General features: G+C 53.9%; 22 protein-coding genes. 20 read left to right on the forward strand and 2 right to left on the reverse strand.

Translation table 11 applies throughout. The annotated features are described in order from the left end of the window. Positions 1-7 precede the first annotated feature (7 nt). Positions 8-433: a universal stress protein UspC gene (uspC, locus tag ACQ3G7_RS10515; RefSeq protein WP_263100434.1), complete on the reverse strand. Its 426-nt coding sequence runs from the start codon at positions 431-433 to the stop codon at positions 8-10. 782 nt (positions 434-1,215) lie between these two features. Here uspC and flhD point away from each other — a divergent pair. The 19 genes from flhD (at position 1,216) to flhE (ending at position 21,155) form a co-directional block, all read left to right on the forward strand. Then, a complete protein-coding gene (gene flhD / locus ACQ3G7_RS10520) occupies positions 1,216-1,566 on the forward strand; it encodes a flagellar transcriptional regulator FlhD (RefSeq protein ID WP_263100435.1) in 351 nt (116 codons plus the stop codon). 2 nt (positions 1,567-1,568) lie between these two features. Continuing rightward, positions 1,569-2,147 (forward strand): flagellar transcriptional regulator FlhC, encoded by a 579-nt coding sequence (flhC, locus tag ACQ3G7_RS10525; protein WP_263100436.1) that lies wholly within the window; start codon positions 1,569-1,571, stop codon positions 2,145-2,147. Positions 2,148-2,270: 123 nt separating this feature from the next. Beyond that, entirely contained in the window at positions 2,271-3,158 is an 888-nt protein-coding gene (gene motA / locus ACQ3G7_RS10530; RefSeq protein WP_263100437.1) for a flagellar motor stator protein MotA, read from the forward strand. Beyond that, a complete protein-coding gene (gene motB / locus ACQ3G7_RS10535) occupies positions 3,155-4,102 on the forward strand; it encodes a flagellar motor protein MotB (RefSeq protein WP_263100438.1) in 948 nt (315 codons plus the stop codon). The genes motA and motB overlap by 4 nt, the downstream gene beginning before the upstream one ends. Before the next feature lie 4 nt (positions 4,103-4,106). Beyond that, positions 4,107-6,179 (forward strand): chemotaxis protein CheA, encoded by a 2,073-nt coding sequence (gene cheA, locus ACQ3G7_RS10540; RefSeq protein ID WP_430889772.1) that lies wholly within the window; start codon positions 4,107-4,109, stop codon positions 6,177-6,179. A 22-nt stretch (positions 6,180-6,201) separates the two neighbouring features. Then, positions 6,202-6,705, forward strand: a complete 504-nt coding sequence (gene cheW / locus ACQ3G7_RS10545) for a chemotaxis protein CheW (protein ID WP_061494351.1) — start codon at positions 6,202-6,204, stop codon at positions 6,703-6,705. A 392-nt stretch (positions 6,706-7,097) separates the two neighbouring features. Then, a complete protein-coding gene (locus tag ACQ3G7_RS10550) occupies positions 7,098-7,667 on the forward strand; it encodes a Csu type fimbrial protein (protein ID WP_430889773.1) in 570 nt (189 codons plus the stop codon). A gap of 91 nt (positions 7,668-7,758) precedes the next feature. Next, entirely contained in the window at positions 7,759-8,232 is a 474-nt protein-coding gene (locus ACQ3G7_RS10555) for a Csu type fimbrial protein (protein WP_430890127.1), read from the forward strand. A 14-nt stretch (positions 8,233-8,246) separates the two neighbouring features. Further along, a complete protein-coding gene (locus ACQ3G7_RS10560) occupies positions 8,247-9,008 on the forward strand; it encodes a fimbrial biogenesis chaperone (RefSeq protein WP_430889774.1) in 762 nt (253 codons plus the stop codon). Continuing rightward, a complete protein-coding gene (locus ACQ3G7_RS10565) occupies positions 8,984-11,377 on the forward strand; it encodes a fimbria/pilus outer membrane usher protein (protein WP_430889775.1) in 2,394 nt (797 codons plus the stop codon). The genes ACQ3G7_RS10560 and ACQ3G7_RS10565 overlap by 25 nt, the downstream gene beginning before the upstream one ends. After that, on the forward strand, positions 11,377-12,342 hold the full coding sequence (locus ACQ3G7_RS10570; protein WP_430889776.1) for a Csu type fimbrial protein: 966 nt from the start codon (positions 11,377-11,379) through the stop codon (positions 12,340-12,342). The genes ACQ3G7_RS10565 and ACQ3G7_RS10570 overlap by 1 nt, the downstream gene beginning before the upstream one ends. 86 nt (positions 12,343-12,428) lie before the next feature. Further along, positions 12,429-14,084 (forward strand): methyl-accepting chemotaxis protein II, encoded by a 1,656-nt coding sequence (tar, locus tag ACQ3G7_RS10575; RefSeq protein ID WP_430889777.1) that lies wholly within the window; start codon positions 12,429-12,431, stop codon positions 14,082-14,084. A gap of 241 nt (positions 14,085-14,325) precedes the next feature. After that, positions 14,326-15,195, forward strand: a complete 870-nt coding sequence (cheR, locus tag ACQ3G7_RS10580) for a protein-glutamate O-methyltransferase CheR (protein ID WP_061494354.1) — start codon at positions 14,326-14,328, stop codon at positions 15,193-15,195. Continuing rightward, on the forward strand, positions 15,192-16,241 hold the full coding sequence (locus ACQ3G7_RS10585; RefSeq protein WP_263100445.1) for a protein-glutamate methylesterase/protein-glutamine glutaminase: 1,050 nt from the start codon (positions 15,192-15,194) through the stop codon (positions 16,239-16,241). Before cheR ends, ACQ3G7_RS10585 begins: the two co-directional genes overlap by 4 nt. A 17-nt stretch (positions 16,242-16,258) precedes the next feature. Beyond that, positions 16,259-16,648, forward strand: coding sequence for a chemotaxis response regulator CheY (gene cheY, locus ACQ3G7_RS10590; RefSeq protein ID WP_023480048.1), 390 nt, complete (start codon positions 16,259-16,261; stop codon positions 16,646-16,648). Between the two features lie 11 nt (positions 16,649-16,659). Further along, positions 16,660-17,304 carry a protein phosphatase CheZ gene (cheZ, locus tag ACQ3G7_RS10595; RefSeq protein WP_263100447.1) on the forward strand — a complete coding sequence of 215 codons (645 nt, stop codon included), beginning with the start codon at positions 16,660-16,662 and terminating at the stop codon, positions 17,302-17,304. 218 nt (positions 17,305-17,522) lie between these two features. After that, positions 17,523-18,674: a flagellar biosynthesis protein FlhB gene (flhB, locus tag ACQ3G7_RS10600; RefSeq protein WP_430889778.1), complete on the forward strand. Its 1,152-nt coding sequence runs from the start codon at positions 17,523-17,525 to the stop codon at positions 18,672-18,674. Continuing rightward, positions 18,667-20,745 (forward strand): flagellar biosynthesis protein FlhA, encoded by a 2,079-nt coding sequence (gene flhA / locus ACQ3G7_RS10605; protein ID WP_430889779.1) that lies wholly within the window; start codon positions 18,667-18,669, stop codon positions 20,743-20,745. Before flhB ends, flhA begins: the two co-directional genes overlap by 8 nt. Continuing rightward, the gene (gene flhE, locus ACQ3G7_RS10610; protein WP_263100450.1) at positions 20,745-21,155 is read left to right on the forward strand and encodes a flagellar protein FlhE; all 411 of its coding nucleotides are present in this window, start codon (positions 20,745-20,747) and stop codon (positions 21,153-21,155) included. Before flhA ends, flhE begins: the two co-directional genes overlap by 1 nt. Before the next feature lie 28 nt (positions 21,156-21,183). Here the strand turns inward: flhE and ACQ3G7_RS10615 are convergent, their stop codons facing one another. Further along, on the reverse strand, positions 21,184-21,366 hold the full coding sequence (locus tag ACQ3G7_RS10615) for a hypothetical protein (protein ID WP_430889780.1): 183 nt from the start codon (positions 21,364-21,366) through the stop codon (positions 21,184-21,186). An 89-nt stretch (positions 21,367-21,455) separates the two neighbouring features. Between ACQ3G7_RS10615 and ACQ3G7_RS10620 the strand changes: the two genes are divergently transcribed. After that, entirely contained in the window at positions 21,456-23,033 is a 1,578-nt protein-coding gene (locus tag ACQ3G7_RS10620; RefSeq protein ID WP_430889781.1) for an MFS transporter, read from the forward strand. The last annotated feature ends 2 nt before the right edge of the window (positions 23,034-23,035 follow it).

Genomic DNA, 23,035 nt, shown 5'->3' on the forward strand with positions numbered 1-23,035 from the left:
GAGCCTGTTAGCGGGCTAATGCCACCAATAGCACATCGACTTCACTGGCGCTGACAATACTCTTCGCGGAACAGGCGGCACGCGAGAAAAACGTCTGGTTATGGTTGCCGCACAGCACCAAATCGACAGCCTGTTTGCGGCAGGTATGCAGGATATGTTCGCTTAGCTCACCTGAGGCAATGATCACGCGTTCAATCGGATAACCCGCACTACTGACAAGTTCATCCATAAACTGTTGCGTCTCTTCCTGTAAAACTTCACGCACATTCTCCATCATCGGTGCGGCGAGTTGATTATACAGTTCCGGGTCGGCTGCGAGGGTAATGAGGGTGATGCGGGCGTTGAAAGGACGGGCGATATCAATAGCTTTCGCCAGCAGTTGCCGGCTTTCTGGCGTGACCGCCACTGCGACCAGAAGATGAGCATAAGACATGTCTCTCTCCCCGATTTGAATCAAATTTTTCTCACCATTACTCCCTTTCTGCAGGCAGTGCAACCCGGAAATATTGCTGCGATGTGAAGGTTATCATAAATATTCATTAATTATTCTTACGTAATGGCATGGTCGCGGTTTGAGCGGGTTAATCGAATTTAAAATCTTATCTAAAATTAAGAGAATTTAAGATCAAATTGTTAAATTATTGATAGCGCTGACTAAGTGTATCTGAATGATAACGTACCTTTATTATGTAGCGGTGCTTAAAGCGTAATTTGTTGTTTTGTATTGGTTTTTGTTTTTGTGTCTTTTGTAGATACATTTGTCTGAATGTAAATGACGCAGCAGGGTAAACCTCCGACCAGTTAACAATGTTTAGGCGCAGGGTTGCATGAGTATTCGTCAGAAAGGAATAGAAAAGGTGGTCAATCGGATAAAAAAACATCAAATATGAAGCGTGACTGATAGATTTATTGTCCGGAATCACTTAAATTATGTGACGTGGATCACAAAAATTTCAAAATTTCGCACGAGTCAGATTGTATGTGGCAGCACCTACGAGTACAGTTGCGTCGAATTAGGAAAAATCTTAGTTCTTTGTAAGAAATGATTAAGAACTTAGCAGGGCAATAACATTTGAGCGAAGCGCCCTTGCACATGTGATCCTAAGTCAGTTATGCATTTAGCCTTTCTTTTTTTATACCGGGTTTTTTCCCGGCGACATCACGGGGTGCGGCTTAGCCGCATAAGATACAAGTTGGTTATTCGGGATGGGAAAAATGCATACATCCGAGTTGCTGAAACATGTTTACGACATCAACCTGTCGTATTTACTCCTTGCTCAGCGTTTGATCAGCCAGGACAAAGCGTCCGCAATGTTCCGTCTTGGCATTAACGAAGAAATGGCTACCACACTGGGTGAGTTAACCCTTCCGCAAATGGTAAAACTGGCTGAAACTAACCAGCTTATCTGCCAGTTCCGTTTTGACAGTCACCAGACCATTACTCGTCTGACCCAGGAATCACGCGTGGATGACTTACAGCAAGTCCACACCGGGATTTTACTTTCCACACGCCTGCTTAATGAGTCTTCACAGACCGGCGATGCGGCCAGAAAGAAAAGGGCTTAAAGATGGGCGAAAAAAGCATTGTTCAGGAAGCCCGCGACATCCAGTTAGCAATGGAACTGATCACGCTGGGCGCACGTTTGCAAATGCTGGAAAGTGAGACGCAACTGAGCCGTGGTCGTCTCATTAAACTCTACAAAGAGTTGCGTGGTAGCCCGCCGCCGAAAGGCATGCTGCCATTTTCCACCGACTGGTTCATGACCTGGGAGCAAAATATCCATGCATCCATGTTCTGTAACGCCTGGCAATTTTTACTGAAAACAGGTCTGTGCAGCGGTGTTGATGCGGTCATCAAAGCATACCGACTCTACCTCGAACAATGCCCTCAAGCTGAGGAAGGACCACTGCTGGCGCTGACCCGCGCCTGGACGCTGGTTCGTTTCGTGGAAAGCGGAATGCTGGAGTTGTCTCGCTGTAATTGCTGCGGTGGTAATTTTATTACTCATGCACACCAGCCTGTTGGTAGTTTCGCCTGCAGTTTATGCCAGCCGCCGTCTCGCGCGGTAAAAAGACGTAAACTTTCCCGCGATGCTGCCGATATTATTCCACAACTGCTGGATGAACAGATCGATCAGGCTGTTTGACCGAATCAGGTGGAAAACACTCCAGCAGCGGTGCAGTAATGCCGCTGCTTTTTTTTGCCTCCGATTCGTTAACTCTCTGAAATGTTTATCCCTAGCCTTAGTCATTAGCAGAAGGATGATGTCGTGCTTATCGTATTAGGTTACCTGGTTGTTCTTGGCGCAGTCTTTGGCGGTTATATGATGACCGGCGGAGAACTCGGCGCACTTTATCAACCGTCTGAACTGATCATCATCGGTGGCGCGGGTGTTGGTGCATTCATTGTAGGCAACAACGGTAAAGCCATCAAAGGAACGCTGAAAGCGATGCCTTTGCTGTTTCGCCGTTCGAAATACACCAAAAGCATGTATATGGACTTGCTGGCGTTGCTTTATCGCCTGATGGCGAAATCACGCCAACAGGGTATGTTCTCTCTGGAACGCGATATTGAAAACCCCAAAGAGAGCGAGATTTTTGCCAGTTATCCACGGATTCTCGCGGACGCAACCATGCTTGAATTTATCGTGGATTACCTGCGACTCATCATCAGTGGCAACATGAATACCTTCGAAATTGAAGCGCTGATGGATGAGGAGATCGAAACGCACGAAAGCGAGGCCGAAGTTCCGGCGAATGCGCTGGCGGCGGTAGGGGATTCTCTCCCGGCATTCGGTATCGTGGCGGCGGTTATGGGCGTGGTGCACGCACTGGCGTCGGCGGACCGTCCGGCGGCTGAGCTGGGTGCATTGATTGCTCACGCGATGGTGGGGACGTTCCTCGGTATTCTGTTGGCGTACGGTTTTATCTCTCCGCTGGCCAGCGTACTGCGCCAGAAGAGTGCTGAAACTGCCAAAATGATGCAGTGCGTGAAGATCACATTGCTGTCGAATCTTAACGGTTACGCACCGCCAATCGCGGTCGAGTTTGGTCGTAAAACGCTGTACTCCAGTGAGCGTCCGTCGTTTGTCGAACTGGATGAACACGTGCGTGCGGTGAGAAACCCTAACCAACAGACGACGACTGAGGACGCATGAAAAATCAGTCCCATCCAATCGTTGTTGTAAAACGAAAAAAACATAAAGGCCACGGCGGCGGCGGTCACGGCTCCTGGAAGATAGCCTATGCCGACTTTATGACGGCGATGATGGCGTTTTTCCTGGTGATGTGGTTGATCTCCATCTCCAGCCCGAAAGAACTTATCCAGATTGCGGAATATTTCCGCACGCCGCTGGCAACTGCGGTCACGGGTGGGCCGAGAATTTCTAACAGCGACAGCCCGATTCCGGGCGGTGGCGATGACTACACACAGCAAAAGGGCGAAATACAAAAACAGCCCAACATTGATGATTTGAAAAAACGCATGGAGCAATCGCGCCTGAGTAAATTGCGCGGTGATCTGGACCAGTTAATTGAAGCCGATCCCAAGCTGCGCGCATTACGTCCGCATCTGAAAATCGACCTGGTGCAGGAAGGGCTACGCATTCAGATCATCGACAGCCAGAACCGGCCGATGTTTAAGACCGGCAGTGCGGAGGTTGAGCCCTATATGCGAGATATTTTACGGGCGATTGCGCCAATACTAAATGGGATCCCCAACAGGATCAGCCTGTCGGGCCATACCGATGATTTCCCTTACGCCAACGGCGAGAAAGGGTACAGCAACTGGGAGCTCTCCGCCGATCGCGCCAACGCGTCGCGCCGTGAGCTGGTTGCCGGAGGGCTGGACAACGGCAAGATCCTTCGGGTGGTCGGCATGGCAGCAACAATGCGCATGGCTGACGCAGGTCCGGATGAAGCAATCAACCGCCGAATTAGTCTTTTGGTTCTTAATAAGCAGGCAGAACAGGCCATTCTGCATGAAAACGCCGAAAGTCAGAATGCGCCAGTAAGCGCGATTACACAGCCAGAGGCAGCGGGTGCAACCGCGCCAGCGTCTCCGGCAGCAGTTTCCACATCGCCACAAGCCGAACCGAGGTGATAGCGTGAGCATGGATATTAGCGATTTTTATCAGACATTTTTTGATGAAGCTGACGAGTTGTTGGCCGATATGGAACAACACTTGTTGGATTTGGTGCCCGAAGCACCGGATTCAGAACAGCTCAACGCCATCTTTCGTGCTGCGCACTCAATAAAAGGTGGTGCTGGCACATTTGGCTTCACCATCTTGCAGGAAACCACCCATTTAATGGAAAACCTGCTCGATGAGGCGCGGCGTGGAGAGATGCAGCTCAACACCGATATTATCAACCTGTTTTTGGAAACCAAAGATATTATGCAGGAACAGCTCGACGCCTATAAAAGCTCGCAAGAGCCAGATGCCGCCAGCTTTGAATACATCTGCAATGCTCTGCGCCAGTTGGCGTTGGAAGCAAAAGGAGAGGTTGTTCCCGCCGCTGCGAGCGCCGCGAAACTCTCCGTTGTTGATGCTGCTGCGCCGGAATCTGAAACCGCTGCCGCGCCGGCCGCTGAAAGCGACGGTAAACTGCGTATTGTTCTGTCTCGCCTGAAAGAGAGCGAAATTGGATTACTGGAAGAAGAGCTCAGCAATCTGGGTACGCTCAGCGATGTCGTGAAGGGCACTGATACCCTGAGCGTGACGCTGGATGGCGGTGTTGGCGAAGACGATATCATTGCGGTGTTGTGCTTTGTGATTGAAGCCGACCAAATCGCGTTTGAAAAATCTGCGGCGGCATCTGCGCCTGCTGCGGCCGAAACGGCGGAGGCTGCTACTGCGGCTGTCGACGATACGACAGAAGCTGCGCCGCAAGCGGTTGTGCCGGTAGTGAAACCTGCTGCGGCGCCTGCGCTGAAAGCGGTGGCGAAAGAGCAACCGGCAGGCCGTGAAAAACCCGCCGCTCGCGCCAGCGAATCCACCAGTATTCGTGTTGCCGTTGAGAAAGTGGACCAGTTGATTAACCTGGTGGGTGAGCTGGTTATCACCCAGTCAATGTTGGCGCAGCGTTCCAACGAACTGGATCCGGTCACCCATGGCGATCTGATCACCAGCATGAGTCAGCTTCAGCGCAACGCCCGCGACCTGCAGGAATCGGTGATGTCCATCCGTATGATGCCGATGGAATATGTCTTCAGCCGTTTTCCTCGCCTGGTTCGCGACCTGGCCAGCAAGCTGGATAAACAGGTTGAGCTGACCTTGCAGGGGAGTTCAACTGAACTGGATAAGAGCCTGATCGAGCGCATTATTGACCCGTTAACGCACCTGGTGCGTAACAGCCTCGACCATGGGATTGAGTCTCCGGAGAAACGTGTTGAAGCCGGCAAATCTCCGGTGGGCAACCTGATCCTCTCGGCGGAGCACCAGGGCGGGAACATCTGCATCGAAGTGACCGACGATGGTGCAGGTCTGAACCGTGAACGTATCCTGGCGAAGGCGATTTCTCAGGGTATGGCCGTCCACGAAAATATGACCGATGAAGAAGTGGGGATGCTGATTTTTGCACCGGGCTTCTCTACCGCAGAACAGGTGACTGACGTTTCCGGTCGCGGTGTCGGTATGGACGTGGTGAAACGTAACATCCAGGAAATGGGTGGTCACGTTGAGATCAAGTCTAAGCAAGGATCTGGCACAACAATTCGTATTCTGCTGCCGCTGACGCTGGCGATCCTCGACGGGATGTCAGTGAAAGTGAACGACGAAGTCTTCATTCTGCCGCTGAACGCAGTAATGGAATCTTTGCAGCCGCGTGAAGAAGATCTGCACCCGCTCGCGGGTGGGGAACGTGTACTGGAAGTGCGCGGTGAGTATCTGCCGCTGGTGGAACTGTGGAAAGTGTTTGACGTCATGGGCGCGAAAACCGAAGCCACGCAAGGTATCGTCGTGATTCTGCAGAGTGCTGGTCGTCGTTATGCACTGCTGGTTGATCAACTGATTGGTCAGCACCAGGTGGTGGTTAAAAACCTGGAAAGTAACTATCGCAAAGTGCCGGGGATTTCTGCGGCCACCATCCTTGGTGATGGTAGTGTCGCGCTGATCGTCGACGTATCGGCGCTGCAGGGATTAAATCGTGAACATCGTATGGCGCACACAGCTGCCTGATTTAGTTAAAAAGGTATAAAACATGACCGGTATGAGTAATGTAGCAAAACTGGCGGGCGAGCCATCAGGTCAGGAATTCCTGGTATTCACTCTGGGCGATGAAGAATACGGTATCGATATTCTCAAAGTGCAGGAAATTCGTGGCTATGATCAGGTGACGCGTATCGCCAATACCCCCGACTTTATCAAAGGCGTCACCAACCTGCGTGGTGTGATTGTGCCGATTGTCGACCTGCGTGTGAAGTTCAGCCAGGGCGACGTTGAGTATGATGACAACACCGTGGTTATCGTGCTGAATTTCGGCCAGCGTGTGGTGGGGATTGTGGTGGATGGCGTGTCTGATGTGCTCTCTCTGGCATCCGATCAGATTCGTCCGGCGCCGGAATTCGCCGTTACCCTGTCTACCGAATACCTGACGGGCCTGGGCGCGCTCGGCGACCGTATGCTGATTCTGGTAAACATCGAAAAACTGCTCAACAGCGATGAAATGGCGCTGCTGGACATCGCTGCGACCCACGTAGCGTAATTATTCGGGCGAGTGACAGTCGTCACTCGCCCTTATTTTCTCTTCTCTCCACTCCCTTCCCAAAATATATTCTGTAGCCAAAATGGAATGCGGATAAATGCTTTCGCAGGCTGTGTTTTGCTTTTGAAATATATAGTGACATTTATCACATTTTAATTCATATATCCTTTGCATAAAGCCATTCAGACAGTGTTTTTCATGGTTAATTAATTGATTTTATTGGTTTAATTAAAGAAAAACTTCGTTACATTCTGCAACCTTTCGCTAAGTGGTTGAAGCGTCCGGGGTAAACTAAATTTCAGTTATTCCAGCTTTGTTTTTTGGCGTGTTTTCCCGGTGGCTTATTCATTCGTGGTTAACGGCACGCTTTATTATTTCCGGAGGCGATAGCGATGAACAGAAAACTTCTCATTGTCCTTGCAGGTGGGACGCTGGCGTTGATCGGGCATAATGCCCAGGCGGTAAACAGCAGCGGCACTATTGGTGCAACATTGACGCTGACGAATGGCTGCCTTATTAACGGCTCTCCCAGCCAGAATGGCATCAACTTCGGTACGCTGGATTTTGGTACACACCCGGCCACATTTTCGCAATTAACCACACAATTAACGGGCGCCAGCGGCGGCAACAGCTTTGGCATCCAATGCACGACCACGGATTACACCGTACAGATCACGGGCAATACAAACTCCACAGCGCCAGGGACCGTCGTCGGAACACCTGGTACGCCCGCACGTTATTTAGTGAATACTGCCAACACCACCCAGGGCGTTGCCTACAGCCTCTACAGCGATAGCGGCTTCAGTAACGTCATCACCAATAACACCAATATCCCGAGAGCATCGACCAGCGGTGGTGTAGACAACTACACCCTGTATGGCCGGATCTCCGGCGGTGGAAACAGCGTGAGCGTCGTGCCGGGTACGTACACCGATACGATCAACGTGAGCGTGACGTACTAATTCTCTGCACATGATATCAGCCGGCACTGGCGCTTCCTTCACGGGAAGCGGGGGGATCCTGCGCGCAATTTCAGGCGTGATATTGCTGGTAATGCTGGCGCGGCAGGATGCGCTTGCGGTGACGACGCAGACGTTCACCGTGGGGGCGACAATAGCGCCGGGCTGTTCGGTCGCGAGCGGCAGCGGCGGTGTGTTTGGCACGCTCAATTTCGGTACCCGTACCGGAGTTCAAAGCGGGCAAGTCTCTACCAGTTTTGTGCCTGGCGCAGCGCTGTCTTTGGGGTGTACTCCAGGCGTGGCGCTAAGCATGAGCATTAACGGCGGGCAGAATTACTCCACGGTGCGCAACCTGCAACGCACTGGCGGCACCGACCGCGTGCCCTATCGGCTCTACAGCAGCAGTACGCTGGCGGCGAACACGGAAATCGGCGTTAACCAGTCCGTTTCTGTTGCCTATACCGATAGCAATAACATCGCGTTATCCATTTTTGGCGCGGCAACATTGACCGGGTTCAGCCCGGCGGGAACCTATACCGATCAACTGACCGTGACCTTGTCATGGTAATAAGGGAGACGTGCATGAAAGCGACCTTATCCGCCCGGGTGGCAGGATTCATGCTGGCAGCCGGGCTGATGACAGCAGGCTATGTGCAGGCTACGGCGACGATTTTATTGTGGCCCATCGATCCGTGGATGGGGGCAAACACGAATGCGACTGAATTGTGGATCCAGAATCAGGGTGAAACACCGGCCACCATGCAGGTGCGCATTGTGCGCTGGCGTCAGGAGGGGGGACTTGAACGCTACCAGCAACAACATGATGTGGTCGCCAGCCCACCGATCGTACAAATCGAAAAGGGCAGTAAGCAGTTGATCCGCTTGATTAAACAAACACAAATCCCGGCAGGTGTTGAACAAGCTTATCGCATCATTGTTGACGAAATCCCGCAGAAGGATGATCCGGAGACGCCAAAGATTGGCCTGAAACTGCAAATGCGTTACTCCATTCCGCTGTTTGTCTACGGTCAGGGTATCGCCACGTATGCCGGGCGTGCTCACCCTGCGTTGGTTGATGCCAGTGACTTACACTGGCGTATTGTGCGTGACAAAGGTCAACCTGCGCTTGAAATTCGCAATAACGGGGATGTGCATGTCCGGTTAAGTAAAGTGACGGCGCGCCAGGGCGGGCAAACACGCCAGATTGCCGAGGGACTACTCGGGTATGTTTTGCCGCACAGTGCGCGTAGCTGGCCGTTGCCAGCAGGCGTGACCAGCCCCACAGAGCTGAATGCGACGATCAATGCCCGGGAAAGCCAATGGCAGTCATCCGCAGGCAACTGATCGTGGCGTTGACCGCGATGCTGCTGGTGAGTGCCGTTCGGGCTGAGCCGGGTGACGATATGCTACCGCCGCCGCCCTCTGCAAACGCGATGAATGAGCAGGCGGTGTTTCATTTGAGTCTGGTGATTAACCACTTTGACACGCAACAGGTGGTGCCGGTTACCCGGCGTCAGCAGGATTTTTATATTGCCAGCGCCGACCTGCTTCGGGCAGGTATTCCGGCAGAACATGTGCCGCCGGGCGAGGTCAATCTCTCAAACATGCCGGACGTGCATGCTGACTACGATAGCGAAGGCCAGCGATTAATGCTGTCCGTGCCCAAAGAGTGGGTTCCTGAGCGATTCACTGACTTTAATAATGAGGGACCGCGCAGCCTGCTCCATTACGGCCGTGGGGCGTTAATGAATTACGACGTCTATACCAGCACCACCGAACATGTGGGTGGTCAGGTGGCGCTCTGGCATGAATTCCGCTATTTCAATGGTAATGGTGTGCTCTCCTCAACGGGGACCGTACGCAAGACGCTCACCGGCGATCTGCGGCAAAAAGAGGGATACGTGCGTTACGACTCTACGCTGACCTTCAGCGATGAAGACGACGCCATTGAATGGAACATCGGAGATGTGATCTCGGATGCATTAAGCTGGAGCAGCAGCGTTCGTGTTGGCGGTATCAGCTATGGCCGCGACTTCTCTTTGCGCCCGGATCTCGTCACCTGGCCACTGCCTGCGTTCTCCGGGGAAGCGGCGGTGCCGACCTCGGTTGATGTCTTTATTAACGGTTATCGCGCGGGTAACACACAGCTTCAGCCTGGCCCGTTTACCCTCACCAATATGCCATTCATCAACGGTGCGGGGGACGCGGTGCTGGTAACGAAAGACGCACTGGGGCGGCAGGTGAGCACCACGCTTCCTTTTTATGTTGCCAGCAATTTGCTGAAACCGGGGTTGAGCGATGGCGCAATCACGGTGGGTGCCTTGCGGCGTCGCTACGGCGTTGAAAATTTTGATTACGGGCCGCCCGTGGGCAGTGGATCGTATCGCTATGGCATGACCGATTATCTGACGCTGGAGGGGCATGCGGAAGCGGCAGAATCGCTGGTGCTTGGCGGTGCCGGTGCCGTGCTGAAACTCGGACGTCTGGGTGTCGTGAACGGGGCATGGACAGAGAGCCGGATGTTCGGCGCCAGTGGTAACCAGCTCAACTGGGGTTATCAATACAACACCAGTCGGTTCAGCGTCAGCACACAGCACAGTCGACGCAATCGCGGCTTCGGTAACCTGGCGTTGTACGACCAGCGCGCGGTCTATAACAATGTGCGCGATCCCGGGCAGTACGCGTTTGCCAGCCTGAGCCGCAATACCGATCAATATTCGCTGACGTTTACGATGGGGGATTATGGCAATGTCGGCGCAGCCTGGATTGGCGTGCGCAGCTTTGATGATAAAAAAACGGAACTGTTGAACCTGTCATGGAGCCGGAATCTGTGGGGCGACAGCAGTATTTACCTGGCGGCAAGCCGCGATAACCAACAAGGTGACTGGACATTCGCTATGTCACTGCAAATCCCGCTTGGTGACAGCGACAGCACCGCTATCAACATGGAAAGTACGCCGAACGCAGGGTCAACGCAGCGTATCAACTACAACCATGTCATGCCTACCGATGGCGGCTTTAGCTGGAATATGGCGTTGGCCAATCAGTCACAGTCACGCTTTTATCAACAAGGCACGGTGGGCTGGCGCAACAATAATGTCGAGTTCCAGGGCGGGGGCTACGGTGAAAACACCATGATGACCTGGTGGGGGGAAGCACTGGGGGCGGTGGTATTCATGGATGGCGAACTGTTTGCCGCCAACCGCATTAACGACGCGTTTGCGGTGATCAGTACCGAAGGCCACGCCGGGGTTCCGGTAAACTATGAGAACCAGCCGGTTGGTAAGACTAACCATAATGGTTACCTGTTGGTGAGCGGCGTTTCTGCTTATTACCCGGCCAGTTACCGTATCGATACGCTGGATTTACCCGCTGACACGCAGATAAAAGATACCGAGCGCAAGATTGCACTGCGTCGTCGCAGTGGCTATCTGGTGGAATTCCCGATGGTGCAGGAGCGTGTTGCCAGCGTGATCCTTCACGATGAACAGGGCGAAGACATTCCGGTTGCCAGCCAGGTGATACGTCAGGGGAAGGCCAACGCCACGGTGGGGTACGACGGGATAGCGTGGCTGGAAAATCTGGATGAAGTCAATACGCTGCGCGTCATGCTGCCGGATGGCGCCAGCTGCGATGCCCGCTTTACGCTTCTCGCCAATCCCGATCATAAATTGCAAACCTACGGACCGCTTATTTGTCAGAGGAGCCCATAATGCGACGGCTGATAGTGATTCTGGTTCTGCTGTGCAGCGCATTTCCGGCATGGTCGGCGTGTACCGTCAGCACCACCAACGGCGCGTTTGGCTCCGTGACCTCATTTGTCCTGAACAGTAATGTGCAGACAACAACGGCTAACCTGATCGTCAGGTGTGATGCGGCCCTCAACCTGCTGACGAATGACTCCGTCACGCTCACTCTGACGGGCGCATCGGCGACCGCATCGAACCGTGGAACCCTGAAGCGAACCGATGACGCAACCATAACGGATGCAATTCCGGTGCGAGTTTGCGGGCAAAGCGGTTGTGCAAATAGCAGCGAAGCGACGATCAGCGGCAACAGCTATACCTGGAGCGGCGCAGTATTACTGGCGCTGCTGGGAACGCGCACCTACACCTTACCGCTCTATTTTCAGACGGTTGCCGGGCAGAATGTAACGGCCGGTCCCTATCAGGTTACGCTCAACTTCAGCGTGGCCTATAGCGTCTGTTCGGTGGGCGTCCTGAACCTGTGCTCAACGGCGCAAACCGGAACGGCGACAACCAGCTTGCAACTGAACATGACGGTCACCAATGACTGCACCACCATCAGAGCACCGAATGTCAACTTCGGTAGCGCCCCGCTGGTACGCAATTTCCCGACAGTTTCACAATCCATTGCAGTGACCTGCACCAAAGGCAGTACCTATACGGTCGGGATTAATGATGGAGGTTATGCCAGCGGCGGCATACGCAATATGGCCAGTGGCAGTAATCGTCTGAGTTATGAGATCTATAAAGCGGCGACCACGAACCGCTGGGGGAGCAGCGGGGCAGAGCGCTGGTCCAGCGGCACATCATCACAAGTGAGCACGGATGGTTTGCTGCGCACTTACAATTACACCGCCAAAGTCCTTCCCACCCAGACCACACCTGCCGGGGGAGCTTATAGCGATACATTAACTGTGGATATTGCGTTTTAAGTCACAATTTAATTCCCTTTCGCAAATGTAAAGTTCCCTGGCTGCATGCCGATAACACCGTTAAGAACTTATCAAGAAGGTGTTGCATGTTGAACCGTATCCGCGTCGTTACAATGCTTATGAGCGTGCTGGTGGTGTTTGCACTGTTGCAGCTCGTCTCTGGCGGTCTTTTTTTCTCGTCACTTAAGCAAAACCAGCAAAGCTTCGCAGTCTCCAATGACCTGCGTATGCAACAAACTGAGCTGGGCAAAGCCTGGGAGTTAATGCTGCAAACCCGCATTAACCTGAGTCGTTCTTCCGCACGTATGCTGCTCGATCCGGGTAACCAGCAGAGCAGTGCGAAAACCGATCTGCTGAACAGTGCGAAAAACTCACTGGCGGACGCCGCAAAACATTACGACGCCTTCCGTGCACTGCCTTCGCTGCCGGAAATGGATGACGCGCGCCAGAACCTGGATGAAAAATACCGCACCTATAATGCCGCCCTCAGCGAGCTGGTGCAGTTCCTTGAAAACGGCAATATCAACGGTTTTATGGCGCAACCGACTCAGGGGATGCAAAACGCCCTCGGCGATGCGATGACCAAATACGCAGGATTGAGTGAAAACTTGTATCGCAACGCCTGGGATCAGAGCGTCAGTGACTATACTTTTGCCAAATGGCAGATGGCGATCCTCGCGCTGGCGCTGGTGATCGTGCTGGCGGCAGTCTGGTATGGCATTCGTCGAATTCTCCTGTCGCCATTATCGTCTGTTATCCGTCATATTCGTGAGATTGCCGGCGGCAACCTGACGCATACGCTGACCATTGCCGGGCGTAGTGAGATGACCGAACTGGCGCAAAGCGTTGATCATATGCAAAACGCGCTGATCGAAACGGTCACCAATGTTCGCCAGGGGTCCGATGCGATTTATGCCGGCACCAGCGAAATTGCCGCCGGTAACAACGATCTTTCTTCCCGTACTGAAGAGCAGGCATCCGCCCTGGAACAAACCGCCGCCAGTATGGAAGAGTTAACCGCCACGGTGAAACAGAACGCTGACAACGCTCGTCAGGCCTCTCAACTGGCACAAAGCGCCTCCGAAACGGCTGAGCGCGGCGGCAAAGTGGTGGATAGCGTAGTGAAAACAATGCACGACATCGCAGCCAGTTCGCAGAAAATCGCCGATATTATTAGCGTCATCGACGGTATCGCATTCCAGACCAACATCCTTGCCTTAAACGCAGCGGTAGAAGCCGCGCGTGCAGGCGAGCAGGGGCGCGGTTTTGCGGTGGTTGCGGGAGAAGTGCGCAATCTTGCCAGCCGTAGTGCCCAGGCAGCCAAAGAAATTAAAGCTTTGATTGAAGATTCTGTCTCCCGTGTCGATACCGGATCTGTACTGGTTGGTAGCGCCGGGGAAACCATGTCGGACATTGTTAATGCGGTTACGCGGGTGAACGACATCATGGGTGAAATTGCATCGGCGTCTGATGAGCAGAGTCGTGGCATCGACCAGGTTGCGCTGGCGGTATCCGAAATGGATCGCGTCACGCAGCAGAACGCGTCGCTGGTGCAGCAATCGGCAGCCGCGGCGGCTGCTCTTGAAGAACAAGCCAGTTTACTGACGATGGCGGTATCGGCCTTCCGCCTCTCTGCAGTATCCGGCGCTCCGGCGCGACGCGCTTCTACACCGGCGGCACAGACCCCGGCGAGAAACCGCCCGCAAACAGCCGGGCAAGAAGAAAATTGGGAAACGTTTTAACCCTTTTTTTGCGGATAGTTTGCCGCTTGAAGACTTAACATCACAGCGAAGTACGCAAGCCGCTTATCAGGCCTGCGTAACGACAAGGAGCATCAGTTGATCTGTCGTGATAATAACCTGTCGTCATATTTTATGACTGTACTGACGGCGGTGTTAAAGATTAAAGAGTGGGTCGAAAGACCTCAAGCGGCACCGCCCAACGCTGTGCCTGTTGAATACTGAACCTAGTTGAGAAGGCGCTATGACATCATCTATGCCCAGCGGGCAGACGTCATCAATATTACAGCAGATGACACAACGCCTGGCGCTGTCCGACGCGCACTTTCGTCGGATATGTCAATTGATTTACCAGCGTGCGGGGATTGTCCTCGCAGATCACAAACGCGACATGGTTTACAACCGACTTGTCCGCCGTTTGCGTTCGCTAGGATTAGATGATTTTGGTCGTTATCTGAGCATGCTGGAAGCGAACCAGAACAGCGCTGAGTGGCAGGCGTTTATTAATTCGCTCACCACCAACCTCACCGCGTTCTTCCGGGAAGGGCATCACTTTCCTGTGCTGGCTGAACATGCGCGTAAGCGTACGGGTGAATACCGGGTCTGGAGCGCGGCGGCATCAACGGGAGAAGAGCCGTACTCTCTTGCCATCACGCTTGCCGATGCTCTGGGCATGGCACCCGGGCGCTGGAAAGTGTTTGCCAGCGATATCGATACCGAAGTGCTGCAAAAAGCGCGCGCCGGTGTGTATCGCCAGGATGAACTGAAGACGCTCTCGCCCCAGCAGATGCAACGCTACTTTATGCGTGGCACTGGCCCTCATGCCGGGTTGGTGCGCGTCCGGCAGGAACTGGCGAATTACGTTGATTTCACCACGGTGAACTTGCTGGACAAGCAATACAACGTACCGGGGCCGTTTGACGCAATTTTTTGCCGTAACGTTATGATTTATTTTGATAAAACGACGCAACAGGACATTCTGCATCGTTTCGCTCCGCTGCTTAAGCCGGACGGATTACTGTTTGCCGGGCATTCGGAGAACTTCAGCAACCTCGTGCGTGAGTTTACCCTGCGTGGGCAAACCGTTTATGCGCTGAGTAAGGATAAAGCATGAGTAAAATCAGGGTATTGTCCGTCGATGATTCCGCATTGATGCGCCAGATCATGACAGAAATAATCAATAGCCACAGTGATATGGAAATGGTTGCGACGGCGCCAGACCCGTTAGTCGCCCGGGATTTAATCAAAAAATTTAACCCGGATGTCTTAACGCTGGATGTGGAAATGCCGCGTATGGACGGACTGGATTTCCTTGAAAAATTAATGCGCCTGCGCCCGATGCCCGTTGTGATGGTCTCTTCCCTGACGGGAAAAGGATCGGAAGTGACACTGCGTGCGCTGGAACTGGGGGCGATTGACTTCGTCACCAAACCCCAGATCGGTATTCGTGAAGGGATGCTGGCCTATAGCGAGATGATCGCCGAGAAGGTACGTACGGCTTCACGTGCGCGTCTGTCGGCGCATAAACCGATGGCAGTACCGGCCACATTAAAAGCCGGGCCGCTACTCAGCTCGGAAAAATTGCTGGCAATTGGCGCGTCAACCGGAGGAACAGAGGCAATTAGGCATGTACTCCAGCCATTGCCTCTCTCAAGTCCTGGTATTCTTATCACTCAGCACATGCCGCCGGGTTTTACCCGCTCATTTGCTGAGCGTTTGAATAAGCTGTGTCAGATAAGCGTAAAAGAAGCCGAAGATGGCGAGCGCGTCTTGCCAGGACATGCCTACATTGCGCCCGGCGATCGGCATATGGAACTGGCGCGCAGCGGGGCAAACTATCAAATTAAGATCCATGACGGACCGCCGGTGAATCGGCACCGTCCGGCTGTGGATGTGCTGTTTCATTCGGTGGCGAAATATGCGGGGCGCAACGCCGTGGGGGTTATTCTCACGGGGATGGGCAACGACGGCGCAGCCGGAATGTTAGCGATGCACCAGGCAGGCGCCTGGACCATCGCACAAAACGAAGCAAGTTGTGTGGTGTTCGGCATGCCGCGCGAAGCTATCAATATGGGTGGCGTCAGCGAAGTGGTCGATCTTAGCCAGGTAAGCCAGCAGATGCTGGCGAAAATCAGTGCCGGACAGGCAATACGTATTTGAACTAGGAGTAAAATTTTATGGCGGATAAAGAGCTCAGATTTCTGGTTGTGGATGATTTCTCCACGATGCGTCGAATCGTACGCAACCTGTTAAAAGAGCTGGGGTTCAACAACGTCGAAGAAGCCGAAGACGGCGTTGACGCGCTGAATAAACTCCAGGCCGGCGGCTTTGGATTTGTCATCTCTGACTGGAACATGCCGAACATGGACGGTCTGGAGTTGCTGAAAACCATCCGTGCGGACAGCAACATGGCCTCCATGCCGGTATTGATGGTAACGGCCGAAGCGAAAAAAGAGAACATTATCGCTGCAGCGCAGGCGGGTGCCAGCGGCTACGTAGTGAAACCGTTTACGGCAGCAACCCTGGAAGAGAAGCTCGGCAAGATCTTCGAGAAACTTGGCATGTGAGGACTGGATAAATGATTCAACCTTCGATTAAACCAGTGGAAGAACATTCACCCAGCGATATTATTGCCCGGATCGGCAGTCTGACTCGCATGCTGCGCGACAGCTTGCGCGAATTGGGTCTGGACCAGGCGATTGCTGAAGCAGCGGAAGCGATTCCCGATGCCCGTGATCGTTTGGACTATGTAGTACAAATGACCGCGCAAGCGGCAGAGCGTGCGCTGAACAGCGTGGAAGCCTCTCAGCCACATCAGGATGAGATGGAACGTGGTGCGAAAGACCTGAGCAAGCGTTGGGACGAGTGGTTTGAAAACCCCATCGAGCTGGCGGACGCCCGTGAACTGGTGACCGATACCCGTAAATATCTGGGTGACGTCCCGGGGCATACCAGCTTCACCAACGCACAGTTGATGGACATCATGATGGCGCAGGATTTCCAGGACCTTACCGGTCAGGTTATCAAACGCATGATGGATGTGGTTCAGGAGATCGAACGTCAGTTGCTGATGGTTCTGCTGGAAAACATTCCGGATCAGAGCGCGCGTCCGAAACGCGAAAACGACAGCCTGCTCAACGGACCTCAGCTCGACGCCACCAAAGCGGGCGTTGTGGCAAGCCAGGACCAGGTGGACGATTTGCTGGACAGCCTGGGCTTCTAATCTTTTTAGAATCAGTATTTTACCAAAAATCGGGTAGGGGAGAGACTACCCGATTTTTGGCTTTCCCGCCGTTTTAACTCCACATTTATCGCTGCAACAGCGCAACGATTGCTCTGCTCAAATGGCGAAAACCCCCCGTTTTTATGCCTTACTCTGCCCATTAGACCGTATTGACTCTGGCATTATGTCATCAAACCTGTAACCCGTGGATGTACGCCGTGGCCTCTGAAGACAGCGACGACAAAACAGAAGCCCCCACAGCGCACCGACTAGAAAAGGCGCGCGAAGAAGGGCAGATCCCCCGATCCAAAGAGCTGACATCCGTGCTTATCATGTTGGCGGGCATTTGCATCCTGTGGTTTGGCGGGGAATCATTCGGTCGCCGGTTGTCAATCATGCTCTCCACCGGGTTACGTTTTGATCACCATATCGTCAACGACCAGAACCTGATCCTCGGGCAAATTATCATCATGCTGAAAAACGCATTGATAGCCATGTTGCCGCTGTTGACCGGCGTCGTGATCATTGCATTAGTTGCGCCGGTGATGCTCGGGGGGCTGGTATTCAGCACCAAATCACTGGCGTTTCAGTTCTCCAAACTGAACCCGTTAAGCGGGATTAAGCGTTTGTTCTCTGCGCAGGTCGGGGCCGAGCTTGTTAAAGCGCTGATGAAGGCGCTGTTTATGGGCGGCGTGGCGGGCGTGTTTCTCTGGCACCACTGGCCAGACATGATGCGTCTGATGAGCGAGTCGCCGTTTAAAGCGATGGCCAGCGCCCTTAATCTGACCGGACTGTGCGCATTACTGGTGGCGTTGAGCATTATCCCGATGGTGGGATTTGACGTGTTCTGGCAGATCTACAGCCACCTGAAAAAACTGCGCATGTCCCGTCAGGATATCCGCGATGAATTTAAACAGAGCGAAGGCGACCCGCATGTGAAGGGCCGTATTCGCCAGATGCAGCGCGCGGCGGCGCGCCGCCGGATGATGGCCGATGTGCCAAAAGCTGATGTGATTGTCACCAACCCGACGCATTACGCCGTGGCGTTGCAGTATGACGAGAACAAAATGAGCGCGCCCAAAGTGGTGGCGAAAGGGCAGGGGCTGGTGGCACTGCGTATTCGCGAACTGGGCACTGAAAATCGCGTACCGATTCTGGAAGCACCGCCATTGGCGCGTGCACTCTATCGCCATGCTGAGATCGGTCAGCAAATCCCCGGTCAGCTCTATGCGGCGGTTGCCGAAGTGCTGGCGTGGGTATGGCAGTTGAAACGCTGGCGTTTGTCAGGCGGACAACGACCCGTTAAACCTGAGAATCTTCCGGTGCCAGAGGCGCTGGACTTTTTGAACGAGAAGGACACTGATGGCTAATCTGGTAGCAATGCTGCGTCTGCCCAGCAATCTGAAATCGACCCAATGGCAGATCCTTGCCGGGCCGGTGCTCATCATGCTTATTCTGTCGATGATGGTGCTGCCGCTGCCAGCGTTTGTCCTCGACCTGCTGTTTACCTTTAACATCGCGCTGTCGATCATGGTGCTGTTGGTGGCCATGTTCACCCAGCGTACCCTGGAATTCGCTGCGTTCCCGACCATCCTGCTGTTCACGACCTTGCTACGCCTGGCACTGAACGTTGCCTCGACCCGTATCATCCTGATGGAAGGGCATACCGGTTCCGCTGCGGCTGGGCGGGTGGTAGAAGCATTCGGCCACTTCCTCGTTGGCGGTAACTTCGCCATCGGTATTGTGGTGTTCGTGATCCTCGTCATCATCAACTTTATGGTTATCACCAAGGGTGCCGGACGTATCGCTGAAGTTGGCGCGCGTTTCGTGCTCGACGGGATGCCGGGTAAACAGATGGCGATCGATGCGGACCTCAACGCCGGGATCATTGGCGAAGACGAAGCAAAACGCCGCCGTTCAGAAGTGACGCAAGAAGCGGACTTCTACGGTTCAATGGACGGTGCGAGTAAATTTGTTCGCGGGGATGCCGTCGCCGGTATCCTGATTATGGTGATCAACATCATCGGCGGTCTGCTGGTAGGGGTTTTGCAGCATGGCCTGTCAATGGGCGACGCGGCTGAAAGCTATACGCTTCTGACCATCGGTGATGGCCTGGTTGCGCAGATCCCGGCGCTGGTTATCTCCACCGCGGCGGGCGTTATCGTTACGCGTGTCAGCACCGACGAAGACGTCGGCCAGCAAATGGTGGGGCAACTCTTCTCCAACCCGCGCGTGATGATGCTGAGTGCAGGCGTTCTGGGGCTGTTGGGTCTGGTGCCTGGCATGCCGAACCTTGTGTTTCTGCTGTTTACCGGTGCGTTGCTTGGCCTTGCCTGGTGGTTACGTGGTAAAGAACAGAAAGCGCCAGTGGAAGCCGCGCCGGTCAAATTACCGGAAAACACGCAGGCGGTGGAAGCCACCTGGAGCGATGTGCAGCTCGAAGACTCGCTGGGCATGGAGGTCGGCTATCGTCTGATCCCGATGGTGGACTTCCAGCAGGATGGCGAACTGCTGGGGCGTATTCGCAGTATTCGTAAGAAATTCGCGCAGGATATGGGCTTCCTGCCGCCAGTGGTGCATATCCGTGACAACATGGATTTACCACCGGCCCGTTATCGCATCCTGATGAAAGGTGTTGAAATTGGTAGCGGTGAGGCGTATCCGGGCCGCTGGCTGGCGATAAACCCAGGCACCGCAGCCGGCACGTTACCTGGTGAACAGACCGTTGACCCGGCCTTTGGTCTGACGGCTATCTGGATCGAGAGCGCGCTGAAAGAGCAGGCGCAGATCCAGGGCTTTACGGTGGTGGAAGCCAGTACCGTGGTGGCGACGCACCTCAACCATTTAATTGGTCAGTTTGCATCGGAACTGTTTGGCCGCCAGGAAGCACAGCAGTTGCTTGACCGGGTAAGCCAGGAAATGCCGAAGCTGACTGAAGATCTGGTGCCAGGCGTGGTCACGCTGACCACCCTGCATAAAGTGCTGCAAAATCTGCTGGCCGAGAAAGTGGCGATTCGCGATATGCGCACGATTCTGGAAACGCTGGCGGAACACGCGCCGATGCAGAACGATCCGCACGAACTTACTTCCGTCGTGCGCGTGGCGCTGGGGCGTGCTATTACCCAACAGTGGTTCCCTGGCAATGACGAAGTTCAGGTGATTGGCCTTGATACCCCGCTGGAGCGTTTGCTGCTGCAGGCCCTTCAGGGCGGTGGCGGTCTGGAGCCGGGGCTGGCCGATCGTCTGCTCGAACAGACTCAGGAAGCGCTGGTACGCCAGGAAATGCTGGGCGCGCCGCCGGTGCTGTTGGTCAACCATGCGTTGCGTCCGTTGCTGGCCCGCTTCTTACGTCGCAGTCTGCCGCAACTGGTGGTGTTGTCGAATATGGAAATGTCGGATAACCGCAATATCCGTATGACGGCCACTATCGGAGGGAAGTAATGCGTTATTTTGCCTGGTTACTTGCGTTACCGCTGTTTGCTCACGCCGCCGGAGAGGGCGCGTGGCAGGCCAGCAGTATTGGCATTACGCTGAATAATCGTGGTGTGTCCGCCTCGTCAGCGCCGCTGGCTTCATCTCAGCCGGTGAACGGCTTAATGACGCTGGTTGCCTGGCGTTATGAACTGAACGGGCCGACCCCGGCGGGCTTATTAGTTCGCCTCTGTTCGCAAACGCGCTGTGTTGAGCTTGATGGTCAGAATGGCACAACCACCGGCTTTACCGGTGTCCCGGCCATTGAACCATTGCGTTTTGTCTGGGAAGTCCCTGGTGGTGGGCGCCTGATACCGGCGTTGAAAGTGCAGAGTAATCAGGTGATCGTCAATTACCGCCAGCCCGCTAACAACGGGTAGCCGTTTCGTTGTTAACCCTCTCAATCAGTTAGTCTTCTTCGTCGTGTAAATCCTGCCGTTTGGCAGGATTTTGCTGTCGGCATCTCATTTTTGACCCCGTCTTTTGAAGCAAAAGAAACGCTGTTTTATAAATCAGTGAAGCGCGTGATGGCTCTCTTTGCATTTTTGCCAGTGCCGCCCTTTTACTGGCAGAAACAGAAAGGTTTCCCATGGCGCATCCTCTTACTTTAGCCGTGTAAGAATTTCCTTTGGCGCAGCCGTAATGCCAGGGGTCCCCAATAATGAATAGGGTTGACGGCAATGAAAACACGAAAAATTGGATTGGCTAATTACCTCGCCTACGGCTCAGGCGATTTTCTGGGGGCGGGCACGACCGCGTTGACCGCAGCATGGTTACTTTATTTCTACACAACCTTCTGTGGCCTGACGCCTATCGAAGCGACATTTATCTTTGCAGCCGCGAGGGTGCTGGATGCTGTCGTCAGTCCGCTGATGGGCTTTTTAACCGATAACTTTGGCACAACCTGGCTGGGTAAACGCTTCGGTCGTCGTAAGTTCTTTATCCTGCTCGGTATTCCCTGCGTCTTCAGCTACTCGATTATGTGGGTAGGGGAGATGAGTTTCTGGTATTACCTGCTGACCTATCTGCTGTTCGATGTGGTCTACACCATGATTCTGGTACCGTACGAAACGCTGGTACCGGAAATGACCGATGACTTTAAACAGAAAACCAAATTCTCCGGGGCGCGCATTTCTATGGCGCAAATGTCAGCCATTCTGGCCTCTTTCCTGCCCGGTATTCTGCTGACGCACTTCGGTAAAGAAAACCCGATCTCCTTCTTCTACGCAAGCCTGGTGTTCTCGGTACTGTGTGCAATGATGCTGACGTTTGTCTGGTGTTTCACCTGGGAACGCCCGCGTGAAGAGTGGACAGAAGCGGCTCTGCGCGCAGAGGCAGAGAAAAAGAGCCTCACTCTTGGGCAGAGTCTGCGCCGCTTGTTTGTTGAGCTTAGCTCGACGCTGCGTATCAAAATTTTCCGCCAGCACCTTGGTATGTACCTCGGCGGTTACATCGCACAAGACGTATTTAACGCGGTATTCACCTATTACGTGGTGTTTGTTCTGATGCAGGAAGCCTCCCTCGCATCTAACCTGCTCGGCACGATGGCGATTTTCCAGTTTATCGCCGTTATCGCCATGATCCCGTTGTGCATCCGCTTCGGACCTGCGCCGTCATACCGTATGGTCGTGGTGTTGTTTGGTTTGAGTGCTGCTTCTTACGGCGTCCTTTATTGGGCGGGATTAAGCGACATTTATGCGTTGCTGCTGCTGGTTTCCGCCATTGCGGGCCTGGGCCGTGGCGGTATCAACTATGTTCCGTGGAATACCTACACCTACATTGCCGATATTGACGAAGTGGTGACCGGTCAGCGTCGCGAAGGTATCTTCGCTGGCATCATGACCCTGACACGCAAAGCCTCGCAGGCAGGTGCGGTGATGCTGGTGGGGATTGTGATGCAGGCGTCGGGCTTTGTTTCCGGGCAAAAAACGCAGGTGCCGGAAGTGAGTCATACCATCCTGATGATCATGTGCTTCGGCACCATTGCGGTGCTGTGCTGCGGCTTCCTTGTCTCGCTGCGTTTTAAACTGAACCTGAAAACGCACAGCGTGTTGCGCGAAGAGACGGCCAAAATGCGCCAAAGCGGTCGCGCCATGCCGGAAAACATCACACCACAAGCGCGTGAAACCGTGGAGATGCTGGCGGGGATGCCATACGAATCGCTGTGGGGCAATAACAACATCGGCTACCTGAATCGTAATAAACCTGCCGCGCCTTCCCTGAAGAAAGGTGCGTCACTGAAATCGACTTATAACTGAGG

The sequence above is a fragment of the Kosakonia sp. N21 genome, from assembly GCF_050587465.1.
Taxonomy (GTDB): domain Bacteria; phylum Pseudomonadota; class Gammaproteobacteria; order Enterobacterales; family Enterobacteriaceae.